This window comes from Providencia sp. UF-224 (assembly GCF_058245955.1).
In genome coordinates, this window is record NZ_JBSICC010000001.1 from 323,409 (window position 1) to 338,969 (window position 15,561).

Below are 15,561 nucleotides of genomic sequence, written 5' to 3' on the forward strand. Positions count from 1 at the left end.
ATGAGTTAATCCTAGTAGTACCATCCCTTTAAGCCCCAACACCAGGGGCTATTTTTTTAAAAGTCACCTATCCCTTGACTAAAAACTTTTTTTAAAAAAAATTGTTAGGTCATAGTGTTTTTGGGATTGATTGGGTGTACTTAAAATTCTTAACAACCTCAATAATATTTATTTTATTCGCGTTTACCGTAACTTTTTTCAAACCAAGCTCAGGGTGTAATACAAAAAACGCCTCTAATCTAGACTCAAATTCTTTAGTAAAAGATAATAACTCACAGGTGTTTTTCCACGTTTCTTTTGGGCTCTTCCCTGTAAGGCGAGCAAAGACAAAACGTTTTATAATACGACCTACACAAATGTGATGAGATTCTGTTAAATGAATAATTAGCATACAGTCGTTAAAAAATGGTAACAGCCGTTTATCATAGGCTCCCTCAACGATCCACTCTTCCTGTAATAATATATCTGAAACCCGAGACTGAATGATATCAGGGGAATTCTTTCTGTATTCATCCCCTGTTTTGTCCCAATAAATATCATCATACTCATACATGGAAATATTAAATTCTTGGTAAAGCCTTTTTGCTAACGTTGTTTTTCCAACGCCTGATGTACCAATAATACAAATTTTCATAGACTCCCCTTAAGAAATCTATCCTGCCTCAATCGGTGATTTAAGGCTAACAATAAAAAATTAAGTCACTTCTGTTATATAAGGCCTTCTTTTACTTGAGCGTGTAACACACTCATTATCTGTAGCAATAAATTACTCACTTACAATGTGTTGTTCAAATTAAACACCTCTGATTACATGAAAATAGCTTATAAATCAAACAACCTCACTCACAGATTGCTTTATGAGGTTTTATAATAAATAAAGCACGTGAAGTGAAATACTTAGCAAAAGGTGACCCAAAGCTCGAGGGGCTTGAGAATATAAATCAAGAGACATATGCGTTCTCCCTTCCCGTTAGAAGAAGTACAAAATTTAAGTTAATACTCTTTTTAGCGATGATAGAACCAAACAACCCATCGATAACTAGATATGATTCAACGAGATGAATCATAAGCAAGAAAAAACCCGTTAACTCTTTCGAGTTAACGGGTTCTTATTTGGTGCCGGCTACCGGAGTCGAACTGGTGACCTACTGATTACAAGTCAGTTGCTCTACCAACTGAGCTAAGCCGGCTAATTTGGCGGAGAGATAGAGATTCGAACTCTAGGATGGTTACCCATCGGCGGTTTTCAAGACCGCTGCCTTCGACCGCTCGGCCATCTCTCCATGGGGCGCGATTATGGAGGAATCCCGCCCCCTTGTCTACCCCTGAAAGTAAAAAAATTGCTTTTTTTAATTCGTTTGGCTAATCTTCACTCAATTGTTCTCTATTTGCCAATAAAAATGGTAATATCTGTGCAAAATCGCTGCCAATGATTATTCTAGGCGTATGATTTTTAATCTAATAATAAATTTTGCCGATGGGACCGCGTACTCAAGTATGTACAAACAAACATTATTAAAACCTAATGCCCTTTCTCGCATTTTTGCTGTATTTATTCTGTTATTAATCGTGATGCTTTCATTATCACTTTTTAACTACTACCAAGAATGGGTGAAAAGCCGTCAAACTGCCCTAGCCAGTATGGCATCAAGGTTAGCTTTTCAAATTGAAGACTACCGTTATCAAGCAAATCATATTTATAAACTCGCAAATGATAAATCGATAGTCCCAACAATCGACTCCCTATCAACGATGGAAATGCGCCACGACATTTATTGGCTAAGCAGCGCAAATCAAACAATCGATGCCATTGTGTTTGGTCCAAATAAAACGTCCAGTAAAGAGCTTGCAGCTAAGTTAGCTAACTATATGGAGATTGTTTGGGGAGCTCGAAATGAATATAACTCTATGTATTACCTTAACGGGTTAGATAACACCCTCGTTCTTGTCACCACTCATTCCGTTCTTAAGCCTGAATTACGCTTTAAAGAAAGCTATTTAACCCTCACAGCTGAAGAAAAGCGCGCGGATATGTTGGCTCAATCAACATTACTCGATCGGCGAGAAATCATCTCAAATGTGCAAAAGTATTCGCCTGAAAATGTTTATTACTATACTTACCGTCTTATGTTTAACTCGCCGGGTCAATTAACGAGTGTCATTTCATTTGATATTTCAATGAATTCATTGATCCCTTCCTCTTTGAATGGGGATTTTTTTACCATTAACTCTCGACCTGCAAGTACTGGCAGTACTGGCTCTCATTCAACTTTATCAGGTACTAAACTCATATTCTCGCAACCGATAGAGGGAAGTGGCTATCAGCTTTATTACCATATTTCTTTGAAAACCATTATTTTTAATATTATCAGCTACAATTTTTGGCTAATCACTTGCATGATTGCGATGATATTTTTAGCCATCATCACCTTAATCTTTCTTCGTAAACGTCTGATTTCACCAAATACGTCGATGTTACAAGAACTACGATTTAAAGAATCGCTAAATAACGACATTATCAATCGAATCTCGTATGGCATTTTGGTTTACGACTTTAATACCAATACAAAAATACTCAGTAATCACCTTGCTAACCAATTACTACCATCAATGGATTTGGTTCATATTAAAGATATGGCTATGGATAACCATGACTTTATCCAAGTCTCTATTGAAAATAACATTTATGAAGTGGTACTTGTAGAAAGCGAAACTTTGCCTAATGCCGCGCTGTTTATCATTATGGATAAAGATAAAGAAGTGCTTACCCAAAAGCGCCAAGAACTCGCTACACGAGAACACAAAAAGAATATTCAAATGCGTAGGGCCATATTTGAGAATATGTGCCAGGAAATACTGCCTGCACTCACCACTATTGATAAGCAATTTTCTCAGCTTGCTTTATCTACAACGCTTACTGAGCATTCTCAACTCAAACAAATTGAAAACCAGCTATTTGCCATCCAATCATGGTTTAAAAATATATCTTTGCTTAATCAACTTGAATCCCAAAAAACATTACTGAAACCTGAAATGTTGGCTATTAGCCAATTCATCAGCCAATTTCTTAAGCAAAACCTGTATCAAGTTAATAGTAAGGGACTATCCCTCTATTTTCATAATAATGTGAACCCAGACTCGCTTATTCAAGTCAACCCAACTTACTTACAACACTTATTACAACTAATTTGGGATTATTCTCTTGCCACCACCTCTTTTGGAAAAATGACTTTCACGCTATCTTATGATGAAGAGAAACATCTTGTCAGTCTAAATGTCAGAGATAGTGGAACAGGCTTGAAAAACCAAGAGCTTAGTAATATGCAGAACCCGTTTACCTCTCAAGTGGTTAACACTTCTCAATTCACACGTTCTGGAATGACGCTGTATTTATGTAAGTTATTAGTCAAAAAAATGAATGGGACGCTTTCTATCCATTCTAGTGATGCGATTGGCACACACTATGAGATTTCATTGCCTGCGATTAATGAAACAATAGTACGGGAATACCCTGCATTATTAGAAGATACCTATATACGCCTAAATATTCACAATGCAGATATTTCTCGAATAGTCAGAAACACCCTATCCAATTATGGTGCAGAATTTCTTGATTTAAGTGAAAGCACAACACAGCCCGATTGGGATCTGTTAATCACAGATAACAATGAAGAACCCTTTGAATATATTGTAAAAGTTGATGGATGTACTTCAGCACCAAATAGGCTGAGTAACAACTATATTGAAGTAAACTATAACTTCGCTGATGAACTTATTGATGCCATTTCATTACTAATTGAAAATGCCAATACTCATGAGTTAGATGTTACACCAGTGGTTTTAGCTACTCCCTCACAAGATTCAATTGATAAAACTATTTCCACCTATCAAATCGCTTTAGCGAATAGTGGTTATAAAGATTTGTTTATCACAACAGTACCGATAGATATTAATAAACTGTATAATAGTGAAAGTGTTGAGGATTTGACCGAATTGAAAAACACTGCACATCGTTTAAAAGGAGTTTTTGCTATGCTCGAGTTTACAGTTCTTCATCAGCTTTGTGAGGACTTAGAGCGCTACATAGCAGATGAAAACGGACTTGAAATAAGAAATTGCATTAGAGATCTGGATAATTCAGTCAAAAAACTAATGCCAGAAGGTAACCAATAATATGAATAACCTAAATGTCATTGTTGCCGATGATCATCCTATTGTTCTTTTCGGTATCCGAAAATCACTTGAGCAGATCGAATGGGTGAATATCGTAGGTGAGTTTGAGGATTCGACCTCTTTGATTAATAACTTAGCACGTCTGAATGCTGACGTACTCGTTACTGATTTATCTATGCCAGGTGATAAATATGGCGATGGTATTACACTAATTAAATATATTAAACGCCATTATCCCGACCTTTCAATCATTGTTCTGACGATGAATAATAACCCAGCTATCTTAAGCGCTATTCTTGAGCTGGATATTGAAGGTATTGTGTTAAAACAAGGTGCACCAGCTGATTTACCTAAAGCACTCGCAGCGTTACAAAAAGGTAAGAAATTTACGCCAGAGAGCGTCAGCAAGTTATTAGAGAAAGTTAATGCAAGTGGATACGGAGATAAACGCTTATCACCAAAAGAAAGCGAGGTGTTACGTTTATTTGCAGAAGGATTTTTGGTCACTGAAATTGCTAAAAAACTGAATCGTAGCATTAAAACAATCAGTAGCCAGAAAAAATCTGCGATGTTGAAGCTGGGTGTTGAGAATGATATTGCTTTACTCAATTATCTCTCATCTGTGAGCATTGATAACTCACCTTCAGAGTAATAAATACCAGCACTTCTAAACGATAAAAACCCGATTGCGGGTTTTTATTTTTTCTTAGCAAAAACGTGTTAGTGTCTCACGTAAAATTGATATCGTTGTTGGCTTAGATAAACAATCATTCATCCCTGCATCAATACAGCGCTGCTTCTCTTCTGCCATTGCGTTTGCTGTCAATGCGATAATAGGCAAAGTATTCCCCAAACGGCGCAGTTCCCGCGCAAGCTGATAGCCATCCATATTTGGCATATTGACATCTGATAAAACAAGATCAGCATGATTACTTTTCAAATATTTCAATGCATCTAGCCCATCTATTGCCGTTCCTGTACTAAAGCCAATACTCGCAAGTTGCTCACTCAGCAACATACGATTAATTGGATGGTCGTCTACAATCAGAATATGGTATTCACTTAATCGGCAGTCAGCCTCAATTAATTCATTTGTGCTTTGATTTTTTACATTTTCTTCAGCAACTTTAACAAGCCATTTGTCGATAAGTACCGGTAACTTATCAAGTTGGAAAGTATTATAAATCCACCTGTTTGGACTAGACTCATAAAACTCCCCCGCATAAAAGCTGGAAAGGTTGATTTGTTGCCTACTTTGTACTTCATCAATATGTGGGTAATCTGTGATAAGTAAATCATAGACAGCCTTTGTATCTACTTCATTCCCCATCACAATAACGAATTTTGCATCACCTAATAAACGCGATAAAAAGTTCATCAAAAATGTATTTTTACATAAGATAGCAATACGGTAACTGGCACGATAATCAGGTATGACTTTTTTAATATATTCCTGTCCATACAATGGGATTCGTATTGTGAAAGAGCTTCCTAGACCATGCTGAGAGCTGACTTCTATATCTCCATCCATCAAGTTTATCAATTTTTCACAAATGGCCAGACCTAACCCTGTCCCTTTATGTCCCGTATTATTTTGATCGTAAACTTGAAAAAATGGGTCAAATAATTGCATGACAACTGCTTGTGTCATCCCTATCCCTGAATCACGGATTTCAATTTTTAAATAATTATTGTCTTTCCAGACATAGAGTAATACAAACCCCGACTGCGTGAATTTTATACTATTATTGACAATGTTAGAGATAACTTGCTGCAAACGCACTGCATCATTCAAAATTAAATCTGGAATATCAGGTTCAATGTATGAATACAGCGAAATTCTTTTTTTAGTTACTAATGGAAGATAATTAGCTAATACAAAGGCAAAAATCTCACGGCAATTAAACAGTTTATTTTCTATTTTTAGCTGCTTAGACTCTATTTTAGAAAAGTCTAAAATATCACTAATGATTTGCAGCAATAATGCTGACGAATTATCCATTGTAGAGACCAAACGAGTCGCTTTCTCTGATAATTCATAGCGTTGTAGTAATTCAATATTCCCAATAATGCCATATAGCGGCGTTCTTAACTCATGACTAACCGTTGCCAAAAACATAGATTTAGCATGGTTAGCCTGTTCTGCAGCATCCGCGACATCTTGCAGCGATTTTTCCATTTGTACACGGATACTAATATCTATCAGAACACAAATCGCCACATCTTCATTTTGATAGCGAGAATTGACGAAACTAATTTGTAAGTGCGTCCCGTTGGTTGTCACCACATCTATGTAATTACTGGTTTTTTGGCGAATGATAGTAAGAATGCGCAACTTATCATCGTCATTGAGTAACCTAAAATAGTCATGTGCTAATTCATTACTCAGTATATTACCGCCATCTGTTAGCCTTAAGATAATGATACCAACAGGTGCGGAAGCAACAATCTTATGGTTAAACTGTTCATGTTCTTCCAAGCGGATCGCTGTATTGGCAGCAGGCTCCAACATTTTTCTTTCGAGCAACCAGATCAAGAAAAACAATAAAACCCCAGTAAAAATATTCAGCATTGCGCCATAAAATATGGTGCTTTCAAGGTTAGATATAATATCAGAGGTGGAAATTGAGAAAAAAACGGTTATTTGCGCAGGCAAAAGCCGTTTTTTAAAGATCAACTTTGAGTAATCTGAATTAAAACCAAAAAAAGTAGGTTCAGAGATAGCCAATAATGCTGAATTTTTGGGATTTGGTTCAGTTGAAGAATATAAAACAGGTTGATTATGAGAATTCACCACCATAATTTCGATGGATTTGCTTTTACTAATATTAAACTGATTTAAATTTATCGCACGTTCAATACCAATAAACCCTGTCACAACCCCCGAATTCTGTATTGGTTGGATCAAATAAATTTGGCCATTATCGGATTGAGCACCATGGACAATAGTATAAAGATTGCGCTCCTTGCCTTGTAATTTTAGGCTTTGATAAGAACGCGCGCTTTCGTAACCGACTTTTTTGAGCATTTCTATATCAGAAACAGTTGAGCGAATTGGGTAGTCCACTAGGCAATAGCTTTGGGAACCAATTAAAAAAACATGGTTTAACCCTTGAGGCGCGGCAATACTATCTTTCCAAAAATAGTTTAGCTGTTCAAAAGCCAGCAAATACCGTTGGGAACGGTATTGAAAATAGTCACAATCAGAGTTTAGCGTCAACTTATAAAAGGAATAATTTGCAGAGCCGGGTAACGACATGAACTCAGGCTCACTCTCATTCGTCTTTTTATACTCATCCAGTTTGCCCCGATGCTGCTCAGTCATCGATTGAATAGCTTGTAGCGTTTCACCGGTTTGTTGAATATAGGATTGTAAGCTTTCAAACCCTGAATTGAATTGCTGACGAATATCAGATTTGTATTCATTAAATTGCGAATAGAGGAAAAATAACGTAATAAAAGCGCCCATGCCCCATAACATCAAGCCGAGGATACGAAAAAGATCCCGTGACAATCTTAATGATGTTTTAAATGAGGGTAGATATCTCAAGCGATTTCCTAGTTATTCTATATCACAGTGATTAATTATACTCGATTACAATATTAAAAAACGATAAACATGAAAAGGGATAAAAATGAATAGCCCAAAAGAGAGAAATAAAACGGGCAGCCATCTCTGAGCTGCCCGTTGTGTCAGTTAAACGCGCTGTTTATTCTTGATCAGTGATATTTGCATCATCAGCACCATTTTCGTCGGTACTTTCATCTGCATTTTCATCATCTTCAGTTTCAGCAACACGTTGCAATCCAACCACTTTTTCATCTTCAGCCGTTCTAATCAAGGTCACGCCTTGTGTATTACGGCCTACAACGCTCACTTCAGAAACACGTGTACGAACTAACGTTCCCGCATCGGTGATCATCATGATTTGGTCAGTGTCATCCACTTGAATTGCCCCCACAACGCTCCCGTTACGCTCACTCACTTTAATGGAGATAACCCCTTGAGTTGCACGAGATTTTGTTGGGTATTCAGCTTCTTCAGTACGCTTACCATAACCATTTTCGGTCACGGTTAAGATGTGCCCTTCACCGCGTGGGATAATTAATGAAACAACTTTATCGTCGTCCATTAATTTAATACCCCGAACGCCCGTTGCAGTACGACCCATTGCACGCACAGCATCTTCAGCAAAGCGAACCACTTTACCTTGAGCAGAGAACAGCATGACTTCGTTAGAACCGTTGGTTAAATCAACACCAATCAGTTCATCCCCTTCATTGAGGTTCACAGCAATAATACCGGCACTTCTTGGACGGCTGAAATCCTGTAGAGGCGTTTTCTTCACCGTACCGCTCGCAGTAGCCATAAAGACGGTGTAGCCCTCTTCGTACTCACGCACTGGTAAAATCGCGGTAATACGCTCATTTGGCTCCAGTGGCAATAGGTTAACGATAGGACGACCACGTGCACCACGACTCGCTTCAGGTAATTGATACACTTTCATCCAATACAGACGTCCACGGCTTGAGAAGCACAAAATGGTATCGTGGGTATTGGCAACTAGTAAGCGCTCAATAAAGTCTTCATCTTTCGTCCGTGCCGCTGATTTACCTTTACCACCACGGCGTTGTGCTTCGTAATCTGTCAGAGGTTGATATTTCACATAACCTTGGTGAGATAAAGTCACAACTACATCTTCTTGATTGATAAGATCTTCAATGTTGATGTCAGCAGTGTTTTCAGTGATTTCAGTGCGGCGTGGATCATTGTAAGTGTCACGAATAATTTCTAACTCTTCGCGGATCACTTCCATTAAGCGCTCTGGGCTTCTTAAGATAAACAGCAGTGCTTCAATTTGCACTAACAGTTCACGATACTCTTCCAGTAATTTCTCGTGCTCAAGGCCAGTTAATTTTTGCAGACGTAAATCAAGGATAGCTTGTGCTTGTTGTTCAGTCAGGAAGTATTGACCGTTATGAACACCAAATTGCTCTTCAAGCCACTCTGGACGCGCCGCATCATCACCTGCACGTTCAAGCATTGCAGCCACATTACCCAAATCCCAAGAGCGCGCAATCAGCCCTGCTTTTGCTTCAGCAGGCGTTGGTGCTTTACGGATTAATTCAATAATCGGGTCAATGTTAGCTAGTGCAATGGCTAATGCTTCAAGGATGTGCGCACGGTCACGTGCTTTACGCAGTTCGAAAATCGTACGGCGTGTCACCACTTCACGGCGGTGGCGAACGAAGGCAGCGATAATATCTTTCAGGTTTAAGATTTTTGGTTGGCCTTGGTGTAAAGCAACCATATTAATACCGAAAGACACTTGCAGTTGAGTCAATGAATATAAGTTATTTAGAACAACTTCACCCACCGCATCGCGTTTGATTTCAATCACAATACGCATACCGTCTTTGTCAGACTCGTCACGTAATGCACTGATACCTTCAACACGTTTTTCTTTAACTAATTCAGCAATTTTTTCAATCAGGCGCGCTTTATTCACCTGATAAGGAATTTCGCTGACAATAATGGTTTCGCGACCATTTTTTTCATCGACTTCCACTTCGGCACTGGCACGGATATAGACCTTACCACGACCCGTTTTATACGCGTCGATAATACCACGACGACCATTGATAATAGCCGCTGTTGGGAAGTCAGGCCCTGGAATGTGCTCCATTAAGCCTTCAATACTAATATCTTCGTCTTCTATATAGGCAAGACAACCATTGATTACTTCGCCTAAGTTGTGAGGCGGAATGTTGGTTGCCATCCCGACAGCGATACCTGATGACCCATTAACCAGTAGGTTAGGGATCCTCGTTGGCATGACTTCAGGAATTTGCTCTGTACCATCATAGTTTGGAACGAAATCTACGGTTTCTTTTTCAAGATCCGCCAGTAACTCATGGGCAATTTTCGCCATACGGATTTCCGTATAACGCATTGCGGCTGCGGAGTCCCCGTCAACCGAACCAAAGTTCCCCTGACCATCTACCAGCATGTAACGCATAGAGAAAGGCTGAGCAAGACGAACAATTGTCTCGTAAACAGCGCTATCACCATGTGGATGGTATTTACCGATAACGTCCCCGACTATACGGGCAGATTTTTTATAGGGTTTATTCCAATCATTTCCCAGTACATTCATCGCAAAGAGTACTCTACGGTGTACTGGCTTCAGTCCATCACGAACATCTGGAAGCGCACGGCCGACAATAACGGACATTGCGTAATCCAAATACGAGCTTTTCAGCTCTTCTTCGATATTGACTGGGGTGATTTCTCTGGCAATCTCGCTCATGGAACCACTGTCCCTCATAACTTCGGATTCAAAGAGTAGAACTATACCACAATTCGCCAATTTAATAAAAATAAGAGACGGGTATTTGTCTTTCAAGCTATGTATAATAGCGGAAAATTAAGTTTATGTGTCCGAAACTTGTGGGATTATTCATTAATAACTGCCTTAAGTGCATTATTGTCTAGATTATGACCATCAATGTCTGACGGACACCTATTACCGCGCCTAATTCGTATCATCTTAATAGGCAATAACGGTCATAGGGTTAAAATAGGAGTTTTATCAATGAGTGATACCCAAACACCAACATACTTGAATGTCGATAAGCAAGAAATCGAGAAATTTGAATCCATTGCATCACGTTGGTGGGACTTAGAAGGGGAATTTGCCCCCTTGCACCGCATTAACCCATTACGTCTTGGCTACATCATGCAACGTGTTGAGGGTATTTTTGGTAAAAAAATTCTTGATGTCGGTTGTGGCGGCGGTATTTTATCTGAAAGCATGGCGCGTGAAGGTGCAGAAGTCACGGGTCTTGATATGGGTGCAGACCCGCTGATGGTCGCTCGCTTACACTCTCTCGAATCGGGTATTCCTGTTGAATATGTTCAAGAAACTGTTGAACAACACGCTGATAAACACCCTCAAGCTTACGACATCGTCACTTGTATGGAAATGTTAGAGCACGTTCCTGATCCGCAATCCGTTGTAAGAGCCTGTGCAAAATTAGTTAAACCGGGTGGTCATGTGATTTTCTCTACCATCAATCGCAATAAAAAAGCGTGGCTGATGGCGGTCGTTGCCGCTGAGTATGTCATGAAGATGGTTCCGAAAGGCACTCATGATGTGAATAAGTTTATTCGCCCTTCCGAATTAATCGGTTGGATTGATGGAACACAGCTAAAAGATAAGCATATCACGGGCTTACATTATAATCCTATCACTGATAAGTTCTGGCTAGGGCCAAATGTCGATGTGAATTATATGCTCCATACAATTAGTGAGTAGTTAAGTAATCACGAAAAGAATAAATCGCAAGCAGTACGTTTAAGAAATCAGCAAACGGTCTAAGTTTACAAAATTTATTTTAGTCATCATGTCGGAAGCCTTTTTTTTATTAGTCCCTTTTACCATGCAGCTTACCGACATGATCACTTTTCTTATCCAACCAGTTATCCACAAGATCCCGTCAATTTGTTCACTTGATAAAATCGCATATTAACATTATCTTGTTATTGTCTACTCAACAAACTACTACATATAGTAGTGAAGCTAAACTAAACAATACTAGTCTCATGGTATTTAACCATGAGCTTTTTTATGTTTGCAGCACACTATTTTGTAGTTCAACCAAGGTGTACTTACTCATGAACCAGAGTCTGTTAGTCACAAAACGTGACGGACATAAAGAACGCATTGATCTCGATAAAATCCACAAGGTAATCACCTGGGCCGCGGAAGGCCTAAGTAACGTATCTGTTTCACAGGTGGAGTTACGTTCTCAGATTCAGTTTTATGATGGGATCAGAACGTCTGATATTCACGAGACGATGATCAAAGCGGCTGCCGACTTGATTACTGGTGAAACGCCAGACTATCAATACCTTGCTGCGCGTCTGGCTATCTTTAACTTGCGTAAAAAAGCCTATGGCCAATTTGAGCCACCAGCACTCTATACGCATGTAAAACGCCTTGTTGAAATGGGCAAGTATGATAAGCATTTGCTGGAAGACTACACTCAAGCAGAGTTCGAGCAAATGGACGGTTTTATTGACCATTGGCGTGATATGAATTTCTCCTACGCGGCTGTTAAACAGCTCGAAGGGAAATATTTAGTTCAAAACCGTGTAACGGGCGAAATCTACGAAAGCGCGCAATTCCTCTACATTTTAGTCGCGGCTTGTCTGTTCTCCCATTATCCAAAAGAAACCCGCTTGGACTACATTCGTCGTTTCTATGATGCGGTTTCAACATTTAAAATTTCTTTACCTACGCCAATTATGGCGGGGGTACGTACACCAACTCGTCAGTTCAGTTCTTGTGTTCTGATTGAATGTGGTGACAGCCTTGATTCCATCAATGCGACATCAAGTGCGATTGTTAAATACGTTTCTCAGCGCGCTGGAATTGGCGTGAATGCTGGCCGTATCCGTGCATTAGGTAGCCCAATTCGTGGCGGTGAAGCTTTCCACACAGGCTGTATTCCGTTCTACAAGCACTTCCAAACTGCGGTTAAATCTTGCTCTCAAGGTGGTGTCCGTGGTGGTGCTGCTACCTTATTTTACCCAATTTGGCACCTTGAAGTTGAAAGCCTGTTAGTCCTGAAAAACAACCGCGGGGTTGAAGGTAACCGAGTTCGCCATATGGACTACGGTGTGCAATTGAATAAATTGATGTACGAACGTTTGATTAAGAACCAAGACATCACCCTATTCAGCCCTTCAGATGTCCCAGGTCTGTATGATGCATTCTTTGCAAACCAAGATGAATTTGAACGTTTATATGTGCAATATGAACAAGACGAGACTATTCGTAAATCCAGCGTTAAAGCGGTTGAGTTGTTCTCATTAATGATGCAAGAGCGTGCGTCAACAGGCCGAATTTACATTCAAAACGTTGACCACTGTAATACGCACAGCCCATTTGACCCACAGGTTGCCCCTGTCCGTCAATCTAACCTGTGTTTAGAAATCGCGCTGCCAACTAAACCATTGAATAATATCAATGATGAAGAAGGTGAAATTGCATTATGTACACTATCTGCATTTAACTTAGGTGCGATTGATAGCCTTGATGAATTAGAAGAGTTAGCCATCCTAGCGGTTCGCGCATTGGATGCTCTACTCGACTACCAAGACTACCCAATTATTGCAGCTAAACAAGGCTCTATGGGTCGCCGTACATTAGGTATTGGTGTGATTAACTATGCCTATTACTTAGCGAAACACGGTGTTCGTTATTCAGACGGTAGCGCAAATAACTTAACTCACAAAACCTTTGAAGCTATTCAGTATTACCTGTTAAAAGCATCAAACGATTTAGCGAAAGAGCAAGGTGCCTGCTCGTGGTTCAATGAAACGACCTATTCTCAAGGCGTATTACCTATCGATACCTATAAAAAAGAACTCGATAAGTTAACCAATGAACCACTGCATTACGATTGGGAAGCGCTGCGTAAAGATATTCAGACTTATGGTCTGCGTAACTCAACACTGTCTGCATTGATGCCTTCTGAGACATCATCACAGATTTCTAACGCAACCAATGGTATTGAGCCACCGCGCGGCTACATCAGTATTAAAGCGTCAAAAGACGGCATCTTACGCCAAGTAGTGCCAGATTACGAAAACCTGAAAGGGGCTTATGAACTGTTATGGCAAATGCCATCTATCAGCGGCTACCTGCAACTCGTTGGTATTATGCAGAAATTTATCGACCAGTCGATTTCTGCAAACACAAACTATGACCCAACTCGTTTCGAGAGCGGCAAAGTACCAATGAACCAATTGCTAAAAGATTTATTGCTCGCCTATAAGTTTGGTGTGAAAACACTTTACTACCATAACACCCGTGATGGTGCGGAAGATGTTCAGGGCGATCTGGAAGAAGTTGTTGAGTCAGCAGATTCCGATTGTGAAGGCGGCGCGTGTAAAATTTAATAGGAATTGTTATGTCACATACATATACAACATTTTCACAGAAAAAAAATGACCAGATGCAGGAGCCGATGTTTTTCGGCCAACCTGTTAACGTGGCACGCTATGATCAGCAAAAGTACCCTATTTTCGAAAAGCTGATCGAAAAGCAATTGTCGTTTTTCTGGCGTCCTGAAGAAGTTGACGTCTCTCGCGACCGTATTGATTACAATGCGCTGCCAGATCACGAAAAACACATTTTCATCAGTAATCTGAAATACCAAACGCTGCTTGACTCTATTCAGGGTCGCAGCCCTAACGTGGCATTACTGCCACTGATTTCGATTCCTGAGCTGGAAACCTGGGTGGAAACATGGGCATTCTCTGAAACCATCCACTCACGTTCATACACACATATTATCCGTAATATCGTGAATGACCCGGCGATTATTTTTGACGATATCGTTGAAAATGAAGAAATTTTAAAACGTGCGAAAGATATCTCTGGTTATTATGATGACCTCATCGAAATGACCAACTATTATCACATGTTCGGTGAAGGCACACACAACTGTAACGGAAAACAAATCACCGTTTCATTGCGTGCGCTGAAAAAACAATTATACCTGTGCTTAATGAGTGTTAACGCACTGGAAGCAATCCGATTTTATGTCAGCTTTGCCTGTTCATTCGCATTCGCAGAACGTGAGCTAATGGAAGGTAATGCTAAAATTATCAAGCTGATTGCACGTGATGAAGCTTTACACTTAACAGGCACTCAACATATGTTGAACCTGTTACGCTCAGGCCAAGATGACCCTGAAATGGCAGAAATTGCCGCAGAGTGCGAGCAAGAATGCTATGACTTGTTTGTGCAGGCAGCAGAGCAAGAAAAAGAGTGGGCAGATTACCTGTTCAGTGAAGGTTCAATGATTGGCCTGAATAAAGATATTCTGTGCCAATATGTCGAATACATCACCAACATTCGTATGCAAGCTGTTGGCCTAAAACTGCCATTTGAAGGTCGTTCTAACCCTATCCCATGGATCAATGCATGGTTGGTATCAGATAACGTTCAAGTGGCGCCACAAGAAGTTGAAGTCAGTTCTTATTTAGTTGGTCAGATTGACTCTGAAGTCAATACCGATGATTTGAGCGACTTTGAACTGTAAGTATGGCCAGTCATAAAATCACCCTGCGTACGACGCAGGGTGTGCATGTCCCCTACCATGCTGACGTTCATTCGTGTTTACTTGAAGCGCTTGAAGATAGTCGTATACCTGTGGAGTATCAATGCCGTGAAGGTTATTGCGGTTCTTGCCGAGTAACATTATTGCGCGGGAAAGTGGGTTACAAACGCAAACCTCTGGCATTTGTGCAGGATGGGGAAATATTACCCTGTTGCTGTCACCCTCTGACTGATATCGAAATCGGCTAATATA

At 39.9% G+C, this 15,561-nt stretch carries 9 protein-coding genes and 2 tRNA genes; 6 read left to right on the forward strand and 5 right to left on the reverse strand.

Annotated features, from left to right (window positions below; genetic code table 11):
- Positions 1–109: 109 nt before the first annotated feature.
- From AC4IFO_RS01670 to AC4IFO_RS01680, 3 genes are all read right to left on the reverse strand, one after another.
- Positions 110–634 carry an AAA family ATPase gene (locus AC4IFO_RS01670; protein ID WP_490731317.1) on the reverse strand — a complete coding sequence of 175 codons (525 nt, stop codon included), beginning with the start codon at positions 632–634 and terminating at the stop codon, positions 110–112.
- A 480-nt stretch (positions 635–1,114) separates the two neighbouring features.
- A tRNA-Thr gene (locus AC4IFO_RS01675) sits at positions 1,115–1,190 on the reverse strand.
- 5 nt (positions 1,191–1,195) lie between these two features.
- Positions 1,196–1,283: transfer RNA gene (locus AC4IFO_RS01680), tRNA-Ser, on the reverse strand.
- A 214-nt stretch (positions 1,284–1,497) separates the two neighbouring features.
- On the opposite strand from AC4IFO_RS01680, the gene rcsD reads away from it, so the two are divergent.
- Positions 1,498–4,173: a phosphotransferase RcsD gene (gene rcsD, locus AC4IFO_RS01685; protein WP_490731318.1), complete on the forward strand. Its 2,676-nt coding sequence runs from the start codon at positions 1,498–1,500 to the stop codon at positions 4,171–4,173.
- Position 4,174: 1 nt separating this feature from the next.
- Positions 4,175–4,825 carry a response regulator transcription factor RcsB gene (gene rcsB, locus AC4IFO_RS01690; protein WP_004259923.1) on the forward strand — a complete coding sequence of 217 codons (651 nt, stop codon included), beginning with the start codon at positions 4,175–4,177 and terminating at the stop codon, positions 4,823–4,825.
- Positions 4,826–4,879: 54 nt separating this feature from the next.
- Here rcsB and rcsC read toward each other — a convergent pair whose 3' ends face one another.
- Together rcsC and gyrA are read right to left on the reverse strand one after the other, a co-directional pair.
- Entirely contained in the window at positions 4,880–7,723 is a 2,844-nt protein-coding gene (rcsC, locus tag AC4IFO_RS01695; RefSeq protein WP_490731321.1) for a two-component system sensor histidine kinase RcsC, read from the reverse strand.
- A gap of 160 nt (positions 7,724–7,883) precedes the next feature.
- Entirely contained in the window at positions 7,884–10,484 is a 2,601-nt protein-coding gene (gene gyrA, locus AC4IFO_RS01700; protein ID WP_490731323.1) for a DNA topoisomerase (ATP-hydrolyzing) subunit A, read from the reverse strand.
- A 285-nt stretch (positions 10,485–10,769) separates the two neighbouring features.
- Here gyrA and ubiG point away from each other — a divergent pair, with 285 nt between their 5' ends.
- From ubiG to yfaE, 4 genes are all read left to right on the forward strand, one after another.
- A complete protein-coding gene (ubiG, locus tag AC4IFO_RS01705; protein WP_490731325.1) occupies positions 10,770–11,492 on the forward strand; it encodes a bifunctional 2-polyprenyl-6-hydroxyphenol methylase/3-demethylubiquinol 3-O-methyltransferase UbiG in 723 nt (240 codons plus the stop codon).
- Positions 11,493–11,851: 359 nt separating this feature from the next.
- Positions 11,852–14,143: a class 1a ribonucleoside-diphosphate reductase subunit alpha gene (gene nrdA, locus AC4IFO_RS01710; RefSeq protein ID WP_490731327.1), complete on the forward strand. Its 2,292-nt coding sequence runs from the start codon at positions 11,852–11,854 to the stop codon at positions 14,141–14,143.
- Positions 14,144–14,154: 11 nt separating this feature from the next.
- Positions 14,155–15,291: a class Ia ribonucleoside-diphosphate reductase subunit beta gene (gene nrdB / locus AC4IFO_RS01715; protein ID WP_219247242.1), complete on the forward strand. Its 1,137-nt coding sequence runs from the start codon at positions 14,155–14,157 to the stop codon at positions 15,289–15,291.
- Positions 15,292–15,293: 2 nt separating this feature from the next.
- Entirely contained in the window at positions 15,294–15,557 is a 264-nt protein-coding gene (gene yfaE / locus AC4IFO_RS01720; RefSeq protein ID WP_490731329.1) for a class I ribonucleotide reductase maintenance protein YfaE, read from the forward strand.
- Positions 15,558–15,561 lie beyond the last annotated feature (4 nt).

Excerpts from the sequence above, each read along its gene's own strand:
- AC4IFO_RS01670 (WP_490731317.1), bottom strand. The coding sequence starts at position 634 with ATGAAAATTTGTATTATTGGTACATCAGGCGTTGGAAAAACAACGTTA.
- rcsD (WP_490731318.1), top strand. The coding sequence starts at position 1,498 with ATGTACAAACAAACATTATTAAAACCTAATGCCCTTTCTCGCATTTTT.
- rcsB (WP_004259923.1), top strand. The coding sequence starts at position 4,175 with ATGAATAACCTAAATGTCATTGTTGCCGATGATCATCCTATTGTTCTT.
- gyrA (WP_490731323.1), bottom strand. The coding sequence starts at position 10,484 with ATGAGCGAGATTGCCAGAGAAATCACCCCAGTCAATATCGAAGAAGAG.
- ubiG (WP_490731325.1), top strand. The coding sequence starts at position 10,770 with ATGAGTGATACCCAAACACCAACATACTTGAATGTCGATAAGCAAGAA.
- nrdA (WP_490731327.1), top strand. The coding sequence starts at position 11,852 with ATGAACCAGAGTCTGTTAGTCACAAAACGTGACGGACATAAAGAACGC.
- nrdB (WP_219247242.1), top strand. The coding sequence starts at position 14,155 with ATGTCACATACATATACAACATTTTCACAGAAAAAAAATGACCAGATG.
- yfaE (WP_490731329.1), top strand. The coding sequence starts at position 15,294 with ATGGCCAGTCATAAAATCACCCTGCGTACGACGCAGGGTGTGCATGTC.